The sequence below is a fragment of the Burkholderia sp. PvR073 genome (assembly GCF_054055695.1).
This window is the reverse complement of record NZ_JBSRXO010000010.1, coordinates 99,475-114,063: the sequence shown is the minus strand read 5'-3', so window position 1 is coordinate 114,063 and position 14,589 is coordinate 99,475. Positions and strand designations below refer to the sequence as shown.

14 protein-coding genes are annotated in these 14,589 nt (G+C 63.9%); 5 read left to right on the top strand and 9 right to left on the bottom strand.

The annotated features are described in order from the left end of the window. Nucleotides 1-15: 15 nt before the first annotated feature. Nucleotides 16-1,071, bottom strand: a complete 1,056-nt coding sequence (locus ACVK00_RS26065) for an aldo/keto reductase (RefSeq protein WP_284894069.1) — start codon at nucleotides 1,069-1,071, stop codon at nucleotides 16-18. A 472-nt stretch (nucleotides 1,072-1,543) separates the two neighbouring features. Next, nucleotides 1,544-2,584: a lipase family protein gene (locus ACVK00_RS26060; RefSeq protein WP_284894068.1), complete on the bottom strand. Its 1,041-nt coding sequence runs from the start codon at nucleotides 2,582-2,584 to the stop codon at nucleotides 1,544-1,546. A gap of 390 nt (nucleotides 2,585-2,974) precedes the next feature. Here ACVK00_RS26060 and ACVK00_RS26055 point away from each other — a divergent pair, with 390 nt between their 5' ends. The 3 genes from ACVK00_RS26055 to ACVK00_RS26045 all read left to right on the top strand — a co-directional run bounded on the left by ACVK00_RS26055 (nucleotide 2,975) and on the right by ACVK00_RS26045 (nucleotide 5,282). Then, on the top strand, nucleotides 2,975-3,721 hold the full coding sequence (locus tag ACVK00_RS26055; protein WP_284894067.1) for an SDR family oxidoreductase: 747 nt from the start codon (nucleotides 2,975-2,977) through the stop codon (nucleotides 3,719-3,721). Nucleotides 3,722-3,823: 102 nt separating this feature from the next. Beyond that, on the top strand, nucleotides 3,824-4,678 hold the full coding sequence (locus tag ACVK00_RS26050) for a DJ-1/PfpI family protein (RefSeq protein ID WP_284894066.1): 855 nt from the start codon (nucleotides 3,824-3,826) through the stop codon (nucleotides 4,676-4,678). Between the two features lie 121 nt (nucleotides 4,679-4,799). Next, nucleotides 4,800-5,282, top strand: coding sequence for a YybH family protein (locus ACVK00_RS26045; RefSeq protein ID WP_284894065.1), 483 nt, complete (start codon nucleotides 4,800-4,802; stop codon nucleotides 5,280-5,282). Between the two features lie 66 nt (nucleotides 5,283-5,348). Here ACVK00_RS26045 and ACVK00_RS26040 read toward each other — a convergent pair whose 3' ends face one another. Then, nucleotides 5,349-6,296, bottom strand: a complete 948-nt coding sequence (locus tag ACVK00_RS26040; protein WP_284894064.1) for a GlxA family transcriptional regulator — start codon at nucleotides 6,294-6,296, stop codon at nucleotides 5,349-5,351. 59 nt (nucleotides 6,297-6,355) lie between these two features. Then, the gene (locus ACVK00_RS26035) at nucleotides 6,356-6,754 is read right to left on the bottom strand and encodes a RidA family protein (RefSeq protein ID WP_284894173.1); all 399 of its coding nucleotides are present in this window, start codon (nucleotides 6,752-6,754) and stop codon (nucleotides 6,356-6,358) included. A 126-nt stretch (nucleotides 6,755-6,880) separates the two neighbouring features. Here ACVK00_RS26035 and ACVK00_RS26030 point away from each other — a divergent pair, with 126 nt between their 5' ends. Further along, entirely contained in the window at nucleotides 6,881-7,795 is a 915-nt protein-coding gene (locus ACVK00_RS26030) for a LysR family transcriptional regulator (RefSeq protein WP_284894063.1), read from the top strand. A gap of 68 nt (nucleotides 7,796-7,863) precedes the next feature. On the opposite strand, the gene ACVK00_RS26025 is transcribed toward ACVK00_RS26030, so the two are convergent. The 5 genes from ACVK00_RS26025 to gltP form a co-directional block, all read right to left on the bottom strand. Then, complete coding sequence (locus ACVK00_RS26025; RefSeq protein ID WP_284894062.1) at nucleotides 7,864-8,739, bottom strand: HpcH/HpaI aldolase/citrate lyase family protein; 876 nt, start codon at nucleotides 8,737-8,739, stop codon at nucleotides 7,864-7,866. Next, the gene (locus tag ACVK00_RS26020; RefSeq protein WP_354123359.1) at nucleotides 8,729-9,673 is read right to left on the bottom strand and encodes an electron transfer flavoprotein subunit alpha/FixB family protein; all 945 of its coding nucleotides are present in this window, start codon (nucleotides 9,671-9,673) and stop codon (nucleotides 8,729-8,731) included. The genes ACVK00_RS26025 and ACVK00_RS26020 overlap by 11 nt, the downstream gene beginning before the upstream one ends. Before the next feature lie 16 nt (nucleotides 9,674-9,689). After that, the gene (locus ACVK00_RS26015) at nucleotides 9,690-10,439 is read right to left on the bottom strand and encodes an electron transfer flavoprotein subunit beta/FixA family protein (RefSeq protein ID WP_354123360.1); all 750 of its coding nucleotides are present in this window, start codon (nucleotides 10,437-10,439) and stop codon (nucleotides 9,690-9,692) included. A 175-nt stretch (nucleotides 10,440-10,614) separates the two neighbouring features. Next, nucleotides 10,615-11,892 (bottom strand): aminotransferase class V-fold PLP-dependent enzyme, encoded by a 1,278-nt coding sequence (locus tag ACVK00_RS26010; RefSeq protein WP_284890927.1) that lies wholly within the window; start codon nucleotides 11,890-11,892, stop codon nucleotides 10,615-10,617. A gap of 53 nt (nucleotides 11,893-11,945) precedes the next feature. Continuing rightward, nucleotides 11,946-13,274, bottom strand: a complete 1,329-nt coding sequence (gene gltP / locus ACVK00_RS26005) for a glutamate/aspartate:proton symporter GltP (protein WP_006762250.1) — start codon at nucleotides 13,272-13,274, stop codon at nucleotides 11,946-11,948. 176 nt (nucleotides 13,275-13,450) lie between these two features. Between gltP and ACVK00_RS26000 the strand changes: the two genes are divergently transcribed. Continuing rightward, nucleotides 13,451-14,368, top strand: coding sequence for a LysR family transcriptional regulator (locus ACVK00_RS26000; RefSeq protein ID WP_228910256.1), 918 nt, complete (start codon nucleotides 13,451-13,453; stop codon nucleotides 14,366-14,368). The last annotated feature ends 221 nt before the right edge of the window (nucleotides 14,369-14,589 follow it).

Below are 14,589 nucleotides of genomic sequence, written 5' to 3'. Positions count from 1 at the left end.
CCGGCGTCGCCGATCCTAATTCGATACGACGCGCGAGAACGGCTTCGGCCGCCTGCCCGACTCCTGACGATCGATCATCCAGCCCGGATAACACGGGGGCAAGGCACTCACGGCGTCAAGACGCGCCAACTCGTCATCGGTCAGGACGACATCGACCGCGCCGAGATTGTCTTCGAGCTGTTCGACCCGTTTGGCACCGATGATGACGCTCGTGACATGCGGCTTGGCGAGTAACCACGCGAGCGCGATCCGGGCGACCGACACCCCTCGCGCGTCGGCGATGGCGCGCATCGCCGCGACACACGGCCACGCCCGGTCAAGATCGACCGGCGGAAAATCGAAATGGCTGCGCCGCGAGCCTTCTTCCGTGGGCGCCCCGGGACCAAACTTCCCCGACAGCAATCCGCCGGCGAGTGGCGACCAGACGAGCAGCCCCATCCGCTCCTCGATCGCGAGCGGCACCAGTTCGCGCTCCACGTCACGTCCGGCGATCGAATAATAGGCCTGGAGCGTCTCGAAGCGCGTCGCGCGGAGCGCTTCGCTGAGCCCGAGCGCCTTGCCGATCTTTCCCGCGCGCCAGTTCGAGACGCCGACATAGCGCACCAGCCCCTGGCGCGTCAGATCGTCGAGCGCCCGCAGCGTCTCCTCAATCGGTGTGACGGAATCGTTCGCGTGGATTTGGTAAAGGTCGATATGGTCGACCTGCAGCCGTTCCAGGCTTCTCTGCACCGAATCCATGATGTGGCCGCGCGACGCGCCCTGATCGTTGGGCTTCGGGCCCATCACGCCGGCCGTCTTGGTCGCCAGCACGATCTCGCCGCGCGGGACGCCGAGGTCCCGGAGCGCTTGTCCGACGAGGCGTTCGGCGTGGCCAAACGAGTAAATATCGGCGGTATCGATGAAGTTGATTCCGGCGGCCAGTGCGCGGGCGATCAGTCGGGTCGCGTCGTCCTGACCGACCGCGCCGATCGCCGCCCACATGCCGGCATCGGCATTGCCGCCCAGCGTCATCGTGCCGAGACACAGCTCGGAGACATACAGGCCGGTGCGGCCCAGTTGCTTGTATTGCATGAGCGTTTCCTTGTGGATCGGCTGGAAAGAATGCGGCGGCGTCCGGTGCGGCGCGCCTCGCACACCCGGATTTCAGCGGATTCGAGCGTGTGCTGCCCGAAATGGGCCGACACTCGTTGCGACGCGTGCGCCATACCGGCGTGCCGTCTCGAGATCCCCGGGCGACAAAGTGTGTTGCGTCATGATTGGCTTCCTTTCATTCAGGTTGTCGTCGGCCGACGACGTGGGAAAGCACTCTACTGAGTCGCAACCGGGTGATAAATGACGGCCGATTGAACGTTCTGTTACTTCCGGAGTGAACAATGCAAAGCCGCGACGTGCGCTTGATCTTTGCCAAGCGTCGATCCCACGACATATCGACGGCGGCAACCCAGGCCATTACGGCCGGGCATAAACCGGCCATGAAAAAACCCGCCGAAGCGGGTTTTCTCACTGCGTGCCAGTGTTCTCATGGGTTTTGCTTCGTACTGCTTCACACCGGCGTTTTACCGACCTTGGGGTTGACCTGTGGCAGCGGGGGGAGATCAATGTCGCTGCGGGCCATACCCAGGCAGGCAATGTATCCGTCGATATGCTGAAAGCCAACCTGCGCCTGGAAATCCAGAATGGCTACATTGACGTCCGCCTTCAGCGGATACTCCATCGCCGTCGCCACGGGCCCTGATGGTTCAGACGTTCCCCATTGGGTGTACTTCAGCGAATTTGTCGCAATGCTGACCATATCGACAGCAATTTTCACGTTGTCAGGGGTGTCATGGTAGGGAACGTCGCTGTAGACGTGTTTCACCTTCTGGAGGCTGTCCGCATTCCATGCCATCGGCACGATATCCCGCGTCGTGAATATGCGTACCGCATTGCCTCGCATCTGCTCGTCGAAATAGCCGGCGAACACATCGTTGCCTGCTGTCGGCGCGGCAAACGTCTGGCAGTGGTACGTCAGAGACTGCAAGCCGCTCTGATTCTTCAGGTACAACACGATCGCGGATGCCAGCGCGCCTCCGAGGCTGTGCCCGACAACGTTGACTACCGATGACGGTGGCACGGTTCTCAGGAATTCGACGAGCGTCAGATGACTTTCATCAGGCGTCTTCAGTACCTGGTACAACGCTCCGTTCGTACCCGCCGATATGCGTGCGTCCGACGGGCAGTTCGGCACATACGCGCTGAACGGCTCGAGGGTGTCATAGGAAAAATCGCTCAGAACATCAAGCGGGGACGCGAAATTGGTGCCGCTCGTCACCACTGTATATTCGCCGGTGCCGGCCAATTGCAAGACGACGGTGACATTGGCAGCTTCGCCATTCGGATCCGATACGATCGCCGGCCCCCAGGCAATTTCGAACCGATCGTTCCGGGTCATCTTCGATCCGTTCAGGCGATCCACGATGATCTTTTTGACCTGCGACGCAGTCGGATGCTTGAGTTCCCTCCCGACTCCGTCGACTGCTGCGTTGTTAAGAACATAGGCCAACGTGAGATTGGCCTGCATTTGCTCGAGTCTGCTGGATGTCATGGTTCGCCTCGTCGTTGCGCTGCGGAAGGTCGTCATTGCGAACAAGCCGATCACCCCCTGTTGCGCCGCAGCGGATCGGAATGGGGCTTGATTGCACGGAACGCAAGCGGGGCAGGCTCGCAATGAGCACGCAAATCATCGCGCGCGCGGTACGGCGGAACAACCTGTCGAGATTGGCAGGTACCGTCGGCCTGTCACGGCCGCGCGGGGCGACTCGTGCTTCCGGCCGACGTGCGGCTTGTATGGCGCTTTTTGAGGGTTATACGACCTTTGCGCCATTTGTCTCACATTCCATACTTCACATCGAAGATCACGCCGGGAAAGGCGCACGAACGCGAGTGCGTTTCGAGCGTTCGCCCGGATCAATCACGATATGGAAAGGAATGGAAGATGAGGCTCAAGAACAAGTCCGCGTTGATCACGGGCGGAACCAGCGGCATCGGTCTTGCAACCGCGAAGCTGTTCATTGCGGAAGGCGCGCGAGTAGCGGTTACGGGTCGCGACGATTCCGTATTTGAGCGGGTGAAGGCCGAGCTTGGCGAGCACGCGCTCGTTCTCAAGGGCGACGTGCGTTCGCTCCAGGACATGCGAGCGATTGCCGCCGACGTAAACGAACAATTCGGCGGCCTGGATGTCGTGTTCGCCAACGCCGGCTGGGCTTTCCCGTCCGCGGTCGACGACATCGACGGCAAACTCTACGACGAGATCATGGACGTCAACGTCAAGGGCGTGGTGTTCACGCTTCAAGCGGCGCTGCCGTACTTGCGGGAAGGTTCCTCAGTGATCCTCAACACATCGTTCGTTGCGCAGACCGGCAAGCACGGCATCTCGTTGACCGCCGCGGCGAAGGCCGCCGTGCGTTCGCTTGCGCGCAGCTGGTCCTACGAGTTTCTCGATCGGAAAATCCGCTTCAACGCGATCGCGCCCGGCGTGATGAACACGCCGTTGATCACCAAGTGGGGCATGTCCGACGAATGGGTTAACGATCGTCGGGCCGAGTTCGCCGCGACGATTCCGGTGGGCCACTTGGGCAAGGCCGAGGACATTGCCTATGCGGCGCTCTATCTCGCCAGCGACGAGTCCGCCTACGTCGTCGGCACCGAGCTGGTCGTCGATGGCGGTGCGTCGCAGCTTTGAGCCGGCGGTTCACGTCCGCCACGCGGTTCGTCGTGGCGGTTATTCAATCCGGCCCAGCCCGGTGGCACTCGCCGAGCGGCCGAAGTGCAAGGAGAAATCATCTTGACCGACAGTAGCGACAACAATGCTTTCGTAAAGCCACTCACCCGAGCAGGTCGCTCGCGCCGCGATGTGCTCAAGCTTGGAAGCGCCGCCACGCTCGGCGCCGTGCTGGGCGGCAGCGCGTTGCTCGGGCACGCCACACCGGTTAGCGCCCAAGCAAGCGGCGAGGGGTTACTTGCCCCGACTGCCCCGCTCAACATTTTGATCGTCAATTACGACGGCGGTACGCTGCTCGACTTCGCCGGCCCCAGCGAGATTTTCCACCGGCTACCCAATACGAACGTTCGCTACGCGAGCCTCGATGGAGGCAACGTGACGCTCGAATTTGGCGTCGTGTATGGCAACACCGAACGACTGGCCGATATCGAGCAGACCGACGTGATTCTCGTCCCCGGCGGATCCGATTTGTCGGTGCCGATGCGGCCGGCGTATCAGGCGCAGATCCGGCGTCTGGCGGAGAGCGCCAAGCACGTTACGTCGGTATGCAACGGATCGCTCGTGCTCGCCGCAACCGGCGTGCTCAACGGCAAGCGAAGCGCCTGCCATTGGGCCTTCGTCAACAAGCTGTCCGAATATGGCGCCATTCCCGTTCCCGAGCGCTTCGTCGAAGACGACAACGGCCGGTTCATGAGCGGCGGCGGCGTGACGGCGGGCATCGACTTCGCACTTCGCGTGGCGGCGAAGCTGCGCGGTCGACAGGCCGCCGAATTCACTCAGCTCGCGATCGAATACGATCCCGCGCCGCCGTTCCACTCCGGTCATCCGAGGGACGCACGGCCGGAAGTCATCGCGATGGTCGACAAGAAACTGCCCGGCGCATCCCGGGGGCTCGCACGCATCCCTGGCGTTCGCTGAAACGCTCGTCTGCAACAGGTGCAGGCCGCCGCCGGCCTCGATGAAGGCCGCGGCCACCTGCCCGCTCTACCGGCCCATTTGGCGCCGCCCTTTCAATTCAAGCCCGTTCGGGAATTACACGATGCAACAGATCCGTTTTTGTACCGCTGCGCTGGCAGCCTGCGTCTCCTTTTTCGCATTCACGGCGCCGGCCACGGCCGGTGGCACGCAACGTCCGCCCGAAGCGGCCATCAAGGCCGAAAACGCACGATGGGCGAATGCTTTTGCGCGAGGGGACTATGAGGCGATCGGCCGCCTCTACACCGACGACGGCACCCTCTTGCCGCCCGGAGGCGACAAAGTCACCGGGGGCCGCGCGATCGCCGAGTACTTAACCAAGGGCTATGCCGGAACGAAACCGGGCACCGTATCGTTCAGCCATTACGAGTTCTACGGTGACGACCGGATGGTGACGGAGGTGTCGGATGCGGAGGTGCGCGACCACGATGGAAAGCTCCAGATCCGCGGCAAGCAGATCCTCGTGTTTGTGAAGCAGGCCGGCGAGTGGAAGCTGCATCGCGACATGTGGAACGACTACCCACCGGTCAAAACCGCCGACCATTGAGCGGCCGGCGAAATCGCCCGTCAGACGGGCGTTGACCACGCAGCGCGCCGATCAGCCGTCGGTCGATCAGCGCGCGCCGTTCGATCTGCTTTCGCGTCGAATCGCTTGCGGTGGATGTCCGTGCAGTTTGATGAAGGCCCGTCGCATCCGCTCCGGATCGGTGAACCCCACCGCCAACGCGATCTGTTCGATCGGTTCGCTGCCGCTCTGCAGGCGCAGCCTCGCAGCTTCGACGCGCAAACGCTCGACTGCCTTGGCCGGTGTTTCTCCGGTTTCCCGGCGAAAGGCGCGGCCGAACTGTCGCAAACTCAATCTTGCGGCTTCGGCAAGCCGTTCGACCGGCAATGCTTCAGCCAGATGCTCCCTGGCAAAATTCAGCGCGATGCGGATGCGATCCGATTCCGGTTCCATCTGCGACATGGCCGAGAATTGCGACTGCCCTCCCGGCCGACGATACGGAACGACCAACAGCCTCGAGACAGCGCGCGCGGTCTCCGCGCTCATGTCTCTTTCAATCATGCCGAGCGCCAGGTCTATTCCGGACGCGATGCCCGCCGACGTCCAGACGCGCCCGTCCACCACGTAGATGCTGTCGCCGTCGACCCGGGTGCGAGGAAAGCGCGCCTGCAATAACGCGGCGTACCGCCAGTGCGTCGCGGCTCTCAAGCCATCCAGCAAGCCCGTTTCCGCGAGCAAAAATGCGCCCGTACACACGCTCGCCACCCGCGATGCCTTGGCGGCCAATTTTCTGGCGGCGGCGATATTCTCCGATGTCTGCATCGGCTCGATATCGCCGCCCACGAAAACGACGGTGTCGAACGTGCGCCTTCCGCTCGGCTTCGTCTCGATCGACAGGCCCGTATTGCCATGAACCGGGCCGCCGGATTGCGAGATGACATGAAGATCGTAGGGCGTATGGCCCGCGGCCGTGGCCACCTGATTGAAGGCCGCCAGTGGGCCGCCCAGATCAAGCGCATCGTAGCCACGGCAAACGAAGAATCCGATTCGATGCATGACAAGCGGTTACCGAAAACTCAAGAAAGGCCAATTTTACCGGGAACCCTCGAATTGCGTCATTCGGCAACCGGAAGCTTCGCCACGACCTTGATCTCGAAATCGAAGCCGTAAAGCCAGGTCACGCCGACCGCGGTGAGCGCCGGATGCGGCGCGTCGCCCCAGAACTCCGGCACGACCTGCCAGATGCGCTCGAAGGTCGATTGCGGATCGACCATGAACACCGTGACGTCGACCACGTCGTCGAACGTGCACCCGGCCGCGTGCAGGATCGCATTCAGGTTTCGAAAGGCGAGCCGCACCTGTTTCTGCAGATCCGGCTCGGGCGTCCCGTCCTCACGACTGCCCACCTGACCGGAGACGAACAGCAACCCGCCCGCCCGTACGGCCGGCGAGTACCGGTTGCGCTCGTACAACGCCCGACGTCCCGGCGCAAACACCACATCGCGCTTGCCCACCTTCACCTCCATGGATCACTGGTTTCGATCGGCCCACTGTACCGACCGACACCCGCGCGATAAACGACCATCCCTGTCCATGACCGTTTGTAAAATGCAAACAATTCAAACGCGAGGCACACACTCATGGATCGCTTCGATGCGATGCGCGCTTTCGTCCGGGTCGTCGAGGCGGGCAGCTTCACGAAGGCCGCCGAGACGCTGCATATGAGCAAGACCACGGTCACGCAGCTGGTCCAGCAGCTCGAGGCGCGCTTGCGGGTCCGGCTGCTGAACCGGACGACGCGCAGGATCAACGTCACGCCGGACGGCATCGCGTACTACGAGCGCGTGACCCGGCTGCTCGCCGATATGGACGACGCCGAAACGAGCCTGTCGAGCGCAGCGGCGGTGCCACGAGGGCGCCTGCGCGTGGACGTGCCAAGCCCGTTCGCGCGCCTGATCCTGATCCCCGCGCTGCCGGCATTCCTCGCCCGCTATCCGGACATTCAGCTCGACATGGGCGTGAGCGACCGCACCGTCGACATCATCGGCGAGAACGTGGATTGCGTCGTGCGCGGCGGCGAGCCGAACGATCAGTCGATGGTCGCCCGGCGCGTGGCGGACCTGTCGCTCGGCATCGTTGCGTCGCCCGGCTATCTCACGCTCGCTGGCACCCCTTCGCATCCGGCGGAACTCGAAAACTCGCATCACCGCATCGTCGGGTTCTCGTGGGGACGCGCGGGCAAACTCTATCCGCTCGTCATGCATCGCCGCGACGAGACCGTCGCGGTGCAAGGCCGCTACGCGCTCGCCGTCGATGACGGCAATGCCTATCTCGCGGCCGGCGTGGCCGGCCTCGGCATCATGTGGCTGCCGCGATATATGGCGAAAGCGCATCTGGAGCGCGGCGAACTCGTCACGCTGTTCGACGACTGGCAACTCGATCCGATGCCGCTATACATCGCGTATCCGCCGAATCGCCACGTCAGTGCCAAACTGCGTGCGTTCATCGACTGGGTCGTCGAGTTGATGAACGCCCCTGCTCCCGTGGAGCCGTAATGAGCACGTTACGTGCGTCATGCGCGGGCCGCGCGCTTCGTCCGGGGTGCGGCGGCATCCGCGTCGGATCATGCGCGAGCCGCCCCCTCCGCTGCCGCGCCGGCGGATGCAGCCAGCTCGTCGATTCGCGTCGCACGCAGCAACACGGGCCGATCGACCATCTTCCCGTCGACCGTCACCACGCCGCCATTCGACTCGCGCATCGCGTCGAGCACCTGCCGCGCCCAGCGCACCTCATCCTCGCTCGGCCGAAAGCACTTGTGCACGAATGCGATCTGTTTCGGGTGAATGCACAGCTTCGCGCCGAATCCCAGTTGCTTCCCGTTGAACGCGTCACGCGCGATCCGTTCCCCGTCGTGGATGTCCGGCGTCACGCCGTCGACCGGCGACTCGATTCCGGCCACCCGCGAAATCAACGTCAGTTGCGATCGAAAGTGATTGAGCGAAACACCATCGTCCGACATGCCCATGTCCGCGATGAAATCGAGCGTGCCGAACATCAGCCGCGCGACATACGGCGCTTTCGCGACGTCGAGCGCGTTCCACATGCCGTGCGCGCTTTCGATCAACGGATAGATGGGTACACGCCGGCGCGCAAGCGCAACGGCCGCGCACACATCGTCCGCACACGCGGCCTTCGGCAGCACGATACCCGCCACACCCTTCAACGCGCCAAGCGCGGCGTCGGCGTCGAACCACGGCGTGTTCCGCGCATTGATCCGCACCAGCACCGGATGCTCGGGCGAAACCCACCGTGCGATCGCGTCGCGCGCCGCCGCTTTCGCGTCCGGTTCGACAGCATCTTCGAGATCGATGATGACCGCGTCGGCGCCGCTTGCGAGCGCCTTGTCGAACCGCTCGGGCTTGTTCCCCGGCACGAACAGGTATGACTGGGCAGGCGCCGAGCGTCCGACGCTCGCGCGCACCGCGGCATCAGACGGCATCGACCACCTCCGGAACCAGCGCGAACAGATCGCCGACGAGGCCGTAGTCGGCCACGCTGAAGATCGGTGCTTCGGGATCCTTGTTGATCGCGACGATCACCTTCGAATCCTTCATGCCGGCCAGATGCTGGATCGCACCCGAGATGCCAACCGCGATGTACAGCTGCGGTGCGACGATCTTGCCGGTCTGGCCGACCTGGTAGTCGTTCGGCACGAAGCCCGCATCGACTGCCGCGCGCGAAGCGCCGAGTGCCGCCGACAGCTTGTCGGCCAGCGGCTCCAGCACTTTCGTGTAGTTCTCGCCGCTGCCCAGACCGCGGCCGCCCGACACGATGATCTTCGCCGACGTCAGTTCCGGACGGTCCAGCTTCGTCACTTCACGGCTCACGAATTGCGACTTGCCTGCGTCGGCTGCCGCTTCGATCTTCTCGACCGATGCGCTGCCACCTTCGGCCGCAACCGGATCAAAACCCGTCGCACGCACCGTGATCACCTTGATCGGGTCGCTCGACTGCACCGTCGCGATCGCATTGCCTGCGTAGATCGGGCGCTCGAACGTGTCGGCCGAATCGACCGCCGTGATGTCCGAGATCTGTGCGACGTCCAGCTTCGCGGCGATGCGCGGCGCGATGTTCTTGCCGTAGGCCGTGGCCGGCGCGAGGATGTGCGAGTAATCCTTCGCGATGTTCAGCGCGGTCGCTTCGACGTTTTCCGCCAGACCTGCTTCGAGCTGCGGCGCGTCGGCCAGCAGCACCTTCGACACGCCTGCGATCTTCGCTGCCGCGTCGGCTGCGCCTTGCGCGTTGTGGCCCGCGACCAGCACGTGAATGTCGCCGCCAACGAATTTGCCAACCTCGGCTGCCGCCGCCACCGTGTTCAGCGTCGCGGCCTTGATCGACGCGTTGTCATGTTCTGCAATCACCAGAATCGTCATTTCTTTCCGCTCCCTCTTACAGCACCTTGGCTTCGGTCTTCAGCTTCTCGACCAGCGTCTTCACGTCCGGCACCTTCACGCCGGCCGCGCGCTTCGGCGGCTCGACCACCTTCAGCGTCTTCAGACGCGGCGCGACATCCACGCCGAGGTCTTCCGGCTTCACGGTTTCCAGCGGCTTCTTCTTCGCCTTCATGATGTTCGGCAGCGTCACGTAGCGCGGCTCGTTCAGGCGCAGGTCGGTCGTAACCACCGCCGGCAGCGTCAGCGACAGCGTTTCCGCGCCGCCGTCGACTTCACGTGCAACGGTTGCCTTGCCGTCGGCGATCGTCACCTTCGACGCGAACGTCGCTTGCGGCAGACCTGCCAGCGCGGCCAGCATCTGGCCCGTCTGGTTCGAATCGTCGTCGATTGCCTGCTTGCCGAGGATCACCAGTTGCGGCTGCTCCTTGTCGACCAGCGCCTTCAGGATCTTCGCGACGGCCAGCGGCTCGACGCTGTCGTTCGACTCGACCAGGATTGCTCGATCCGCGCCGATCGCCAGCGCCGTACGCAGCGTTTCCTGCGCTTGCGTGACACCGACCGACACGGCGATCACTTCGGTCGCCACACCCGCTTCCTTCAGGCGCACCGCTTCTTCCACCGCGATTTCGTCGAACGGGTTCATCGACATCTTCACGTTTGCGATGTCGACGCCCGTGTTGTCCGACTTCACGCGGACCTTCACGTTGTAATCGACCACCCTCTTCACCGCCACTACGATCTTCACGCGCTGCTCCTCCATCGGGTCATTGGCCTCATCCGGTATCGCGAGCCATTACACGCGCAATCCCGCATGGCGACAACTATCGATTCGCTCTGCCGGTCATAGCCCGAACCTATTGCGCGGCCGTTTTCCGGCGCCGGATGCGACACGGCCCGGAAGATCCGGGCCGTGTCGTCAATCAGCGGTTCGCCGCCAGCGCCCCGGTAATCGCCAGGAATCGCGCGATATCGTCCGGCGCATGACAATGGAGCGGTGAGATCCGCACCGCGCCGCCAAGCCGGAACGATTTCAACATCCGGCCCGAATACAGGCTCGACGCGACGCGTTCATAGACGATCACGCCGTGCTTCTCGTATTCCCGCACCGCTTGCGTCGGTTCGAGGTGCGCGAAGCCGATCCCGACGATCAGGTCGCGCTTCGTCAGGTCGTCGTGATCCCAGTAGACCTCGACGCCGTCGATCGAGCGCAACCCGCGGCGGCCGCCGCACCCGTCGAGCAACGCGGCCAGCAGCGCGCGCTCATGCAGTTCGATCCGGTGCATGCCCTCGAAGAACAGCGTGCGGCGATCGTCCGAATCGACGAAATACCTGCCGATCCACGTGACGTAATCGACGATCGACGTCACGACCGCGAACTGCGCGGGCGCCGGGCTGCCCAGTTCCCAAACGCCGCGCTCCTTCGCGGCGAGCCGGTGATGCGGCAACGCGGCCGCACGCGGCGACAACCACGAAATGCCCGAGCCGCGGCACCCGAAGAACTTGTACGGCGCGAAATTGATCCCGTCGACCGGCGTACGCTGCAGGTCGATGATGCCGTGCGGCGCATGCTGGACCGCGTCGACGACGATGAACAGGCCGGGCTTCTTCTCCCGCGCACGCGCGACGATCGCCTCGATGTCGAATTTCGCGCCCGAGATATTCGACGCGAACATCACGCTGAGCAGCGCGGTATCGGCGTCGATCAGCGACACGATCGCGTCGACGTCCACGCCGCCGGTCTCCGGATTGCTCGGCGCGATGCGCAGCGTCTTGCCGGTACGTTCCGCGTAGTACGTCATCGCGTCGTAGGACGACGGATGCTCGAGAACGGTCGTCACCGCATTGGTGCCCGGCACGTTTTCCATGATCGCGCGCACCATGTCGAACATCGCGCCCGATGCCGTCAGCGACGCGTATACCGTGCCGCCCTGCGCGTTCAGGATCGTTCGAACGTCGTCCTCGCCGCGCGACTGGATCGCCTGAAGGTCGAGCGCACGCTCATGGATGCGCTCCGGGCAATCGGGCAGCGCATCGATCCGCGCGTATGCGTCGACCGCGGCCTTGAGCCGGAACGATCCGCCCGCGTTGTCGAAGAACAACCGCGCGCGACCGTCGAGATCGTGATCGACGTGATGAAAGCGCGCCTTGACCTGCTGCATCAATGCGTCGGGAAAAAATGCTCCATGGGTACTGCTCATCTTCGATGCTCCTGTTTGCTTCGGAATGTTGTGCGATCCAGGCATGGCGGCGTTCACCCGCGCAGCGATTCCAGGTACGCGCGGCCCTTGCCGGCGTCGTACTGGCCTTCCCATTTCGCGATGACGAGCGGCGCGAGCGCGTTGCCGACGACGTTCAGCGCGGTGCGGCCCATGTCCATGATCCGGTCGACACCGGCGATGAAGGCCAGCCCTTCGAGCGGCAGCCCGGCGCTCGCGAGCGTCGCGAGCATGATCACGAACATGAAGCCCGGCACGCCCGCGGCTCCCTTCGACGTGACGACCATGGTCAGCGTCAGCAGGATCTGCTGCTGCCAGTCGAGATGCACGCCGTAGAGCTGCGCGACGAACAGCGTGCCGATGCCGAGATAGATCGACGCGCCGTCCAGGTTGAACGTGTAGCCGGTCGGCACCACGAACGTCGTGATGCTCTTCGGCACGCCGTAGTCCTCCATCTTCTTCATCAGTTGCGGCAGCACGGTCGCCGAACTGCAGGTCGAAAACGCGATGATCAACTCGTCCTTGATCACGCGCAGCAGCGTCAGGATGCGGAACCCGAACAGCCGCGCGGTCACGCCGAGCACGGCGATCGCAAACAGCAGGATGGCGAAGTAAGTCACCGCGACCAGCTTCAGCAACGGCAGCAGCGACCCGAAGCCGAAGCTCGCGACCGTCACCGCGATCAGCGCGCACACGCCGACGGGCGCATAGCGCATCACCATGTTCGTCACCTTGAACATGGTGTCGGCAACGCCCTTGAGCATCGCGATCACCGGCTTGCGATGTTCGTCCGGCACCGATTGCAACCCGAGCCCGAACAGCAGCGAGAAGAAGATCACCGGCAGCAGGTCGCCCTTCGCCATCGACGCGACGATGTTGTCCGGGATGATGCCGAGCACCAGCGCCATCAGCCCGTGGTGCGCCTGCTGCACCTGTTGCGTCGCTTGCTGGTAGCGGGAGATGTCCGTGTGCCCGAGTTGCGACATGTCGGTGCCGACGCCCGGCTGCAGCACGTTGCCGATCACGAGCCCGAGGACGATCGCGATCGTCGTGATCACCTCGAAATAGAGGAGCGTCTTGATGCCGATGCGGCCGAGCGACTTGCCGTCGCCCACGCCGGCGATGCCGATCACCATGCTCGTGAACACGATCGGCACGACGATCATCCGCACCAGCTTGATGAAGATGTCGCCGGCCGGCTGCAGCAACCCGGACACGGCCGTGTCGCGCAATGACGGGAACCGGTTCAACACGAACCCGGTCGCGATGCCGATGACGAGCCCGATGACGATCTGCCATGCGAGGCCGATGCGCGGCTTGCGCGCCGCGTCGCCCACGGGCGGGGATTCGATGACGGTGTCCATGCTGTCTCCAAGTAAAGGGGTTCGATTGAACGCTGGCGGTGATGCGACGCGCTTTCTGGGCGAACGCACTCGGCAAGCAATGCAATGGCTGAACCTTAAACAGCCGATATATGTAAAAAAAGCGATTTTTTGATATGTGAAAATATCGCTTTTTCTCATCTATCGAGGGCGACGCGATGCTCACGTTCAAGCAGATGGAAGCGCTGTACTGGATCGTGCAGCTCGGCTCCTTCGACGCGGCGGCCACGCGCCTCAACACGACGCAATCGGCCGTCTCGAAACGGATCCAGGAGCTCGAACGTGCGTTCGACCTGACCGTGTTCGACCGCGCGCATCGCAGCGCCCGGCTCACAGACAAGGGCGCCGAACTGTTCGACCACGCGAAGGAATTGCTCGAGCAACGCGACCGCGTCGTCGAGCGGATGAGTTCGAAGGAAGCGCTGGTGCGGCATGTCCGGATCGGCGTGACCGAACTGACCGCACTGACCTGGCTGCCGCGCCTGATCGCGGCGATCCAGGCCGCGTATCCGCGGGTGCACGTCGAGGCCGAGGTGGACCTCACCGCCACGTTGCGCGAGCGTCTGGCGGCCGACACGATCGACCTGATCGTCGTCCCGCAGATTCATGCGGCGGAGTCGTTCGCGGCGACGGTGGTCGGTGAGGTCGACAATGCGTGGATGTGCGCGCCCGGGTTCATGCCGAAGCGCAAGACGGCCATTTCGTTGACGGACATCGCGCGGTTTCCGCTGATCCTGCAAGGCACGCTGTCGGGCACGGGTCATCTGTACACGCGCTTTCTGCAGGAACATGGCGTCGCGATGCAGCGCGTGCTGACGAGCAATAGCCTGATCGCGCAGATTGGCCTGACGCTGTCGGGGCTCGGTGTCAGCTATCTGCCGAAGGCGTGCGTCGCGCATCTGGTCGCGTGCGAGGCGCTGGACATCGTGCGCACGCGGCCTGCGCTGCCCCCGGTTCGCTATGTCGCGCTGCACCGGGCCGAGCGCGCGCATTCGCTGACCGCCGACATCGTTCGGCTCGCGGCGCAGGCGTGCGATTTCAGCACGAGCCTGCTGGACCCTGGCGCCCATGACTAAGGCACGACGTCCCGCCGCGGGCCATCACGCGATGCATGCCTGCATGACTCGCGCCCTCATTGGGAGGCTCCGGCATCCGCTTACGGCGATCACGGCGATCACGGCGCGGTCAAACGGCCACCGCGCTGCGCCACACAAATCGGGCATCGGGTTGCACCGCTTCCGGGCATCGGGGCGCTACCGACGCAATCGCCGCCGGGCCATCCGTCGCGACCCGGCGC

Excerpts from the sequence above, each read along its gene's own strand:
- ACVK00_RS26040 (WP_284894064.1), bottom strand. The coding sequence starts at position 6,296 with ATGCATCGAATCGGATTCTTCGTTTGCCGTGGCTACGATGCGCTTGAT.
- gltP (WP_006762250.1), bottom strand. The coding sequence starts at position 13,274 with ATGGACACCGTCATCGAATCCCCGCCCGTGGGCGACGCGGCGCGCAAG.
- ACVK00_RS26025 (WP_284894062.1), bottom strand. The coding sequence starts at position 8,739 with ATGCCGTCTGATGCCGCGGTGCGCGCGAGCGTCGGACGCTCGGCGCCT.
- ACVK00_RS26060 (WP_284894068.1), bottom strand. The coding sequence starts at position 2,584 with ATGACATCCAGCAGACTCGAGCAAATGCAGGCCAATCTCACGTTGGCC.
- ACVK00_RS26010 (WP_284890927.1), bottom strand. The coding sequence starts at position 11,892 with ATGAGCAGTACCCATGGAGCATTTTTTCCCGACGCATTGATGCAGCAG.
- ACVK00_RS26065 (WP_284894069.1), bottom strand. The coding sequence starts at position 1,071 with ATGCAATACAAGCAACTGGGCCGCACCGGCCTGTATGTCTCCGAGCTG.
- ACVK00_RS26030 (WP_284894063.1), top strand. The coding sequence starts at position 6,881 with ATGGATCGCTTCGATGCGATGCGCGCTTTCGTCCGGGTCGTCGAGGCG.
- ACVK00_RS26020 (WP_354123359.1), bottom strand. The coding sequence starts at position 9,673 with ATGACGATTCTGGTGATTGCAGAACATGACAACGCGTCGATCAAGGCC.
- ACVK00_RS26045 (WP_284894065.1), top strand. The coding sequence starts at position 4,800 with ATGCAACAGATCCGTTTTTGTACCGCTGCGCTGGCAGCCTGCGTCTCC.
- ACVK00_RS26000 (WP_228910256.1), top strand. The coding sequence starts at position 13,451 with ATGCTCACGTTCAAGCAGATGGAAGCGCTGTACTGGATCGTGCAGCTC.
- ACVK00_RS26055 (WP_284894067.1), top strand. The coding sequence starts at position 2,975 with ATGAGGCTCAAGAACAAGTCCGCGTTGATCACGGGCGGAACCAGCGGC.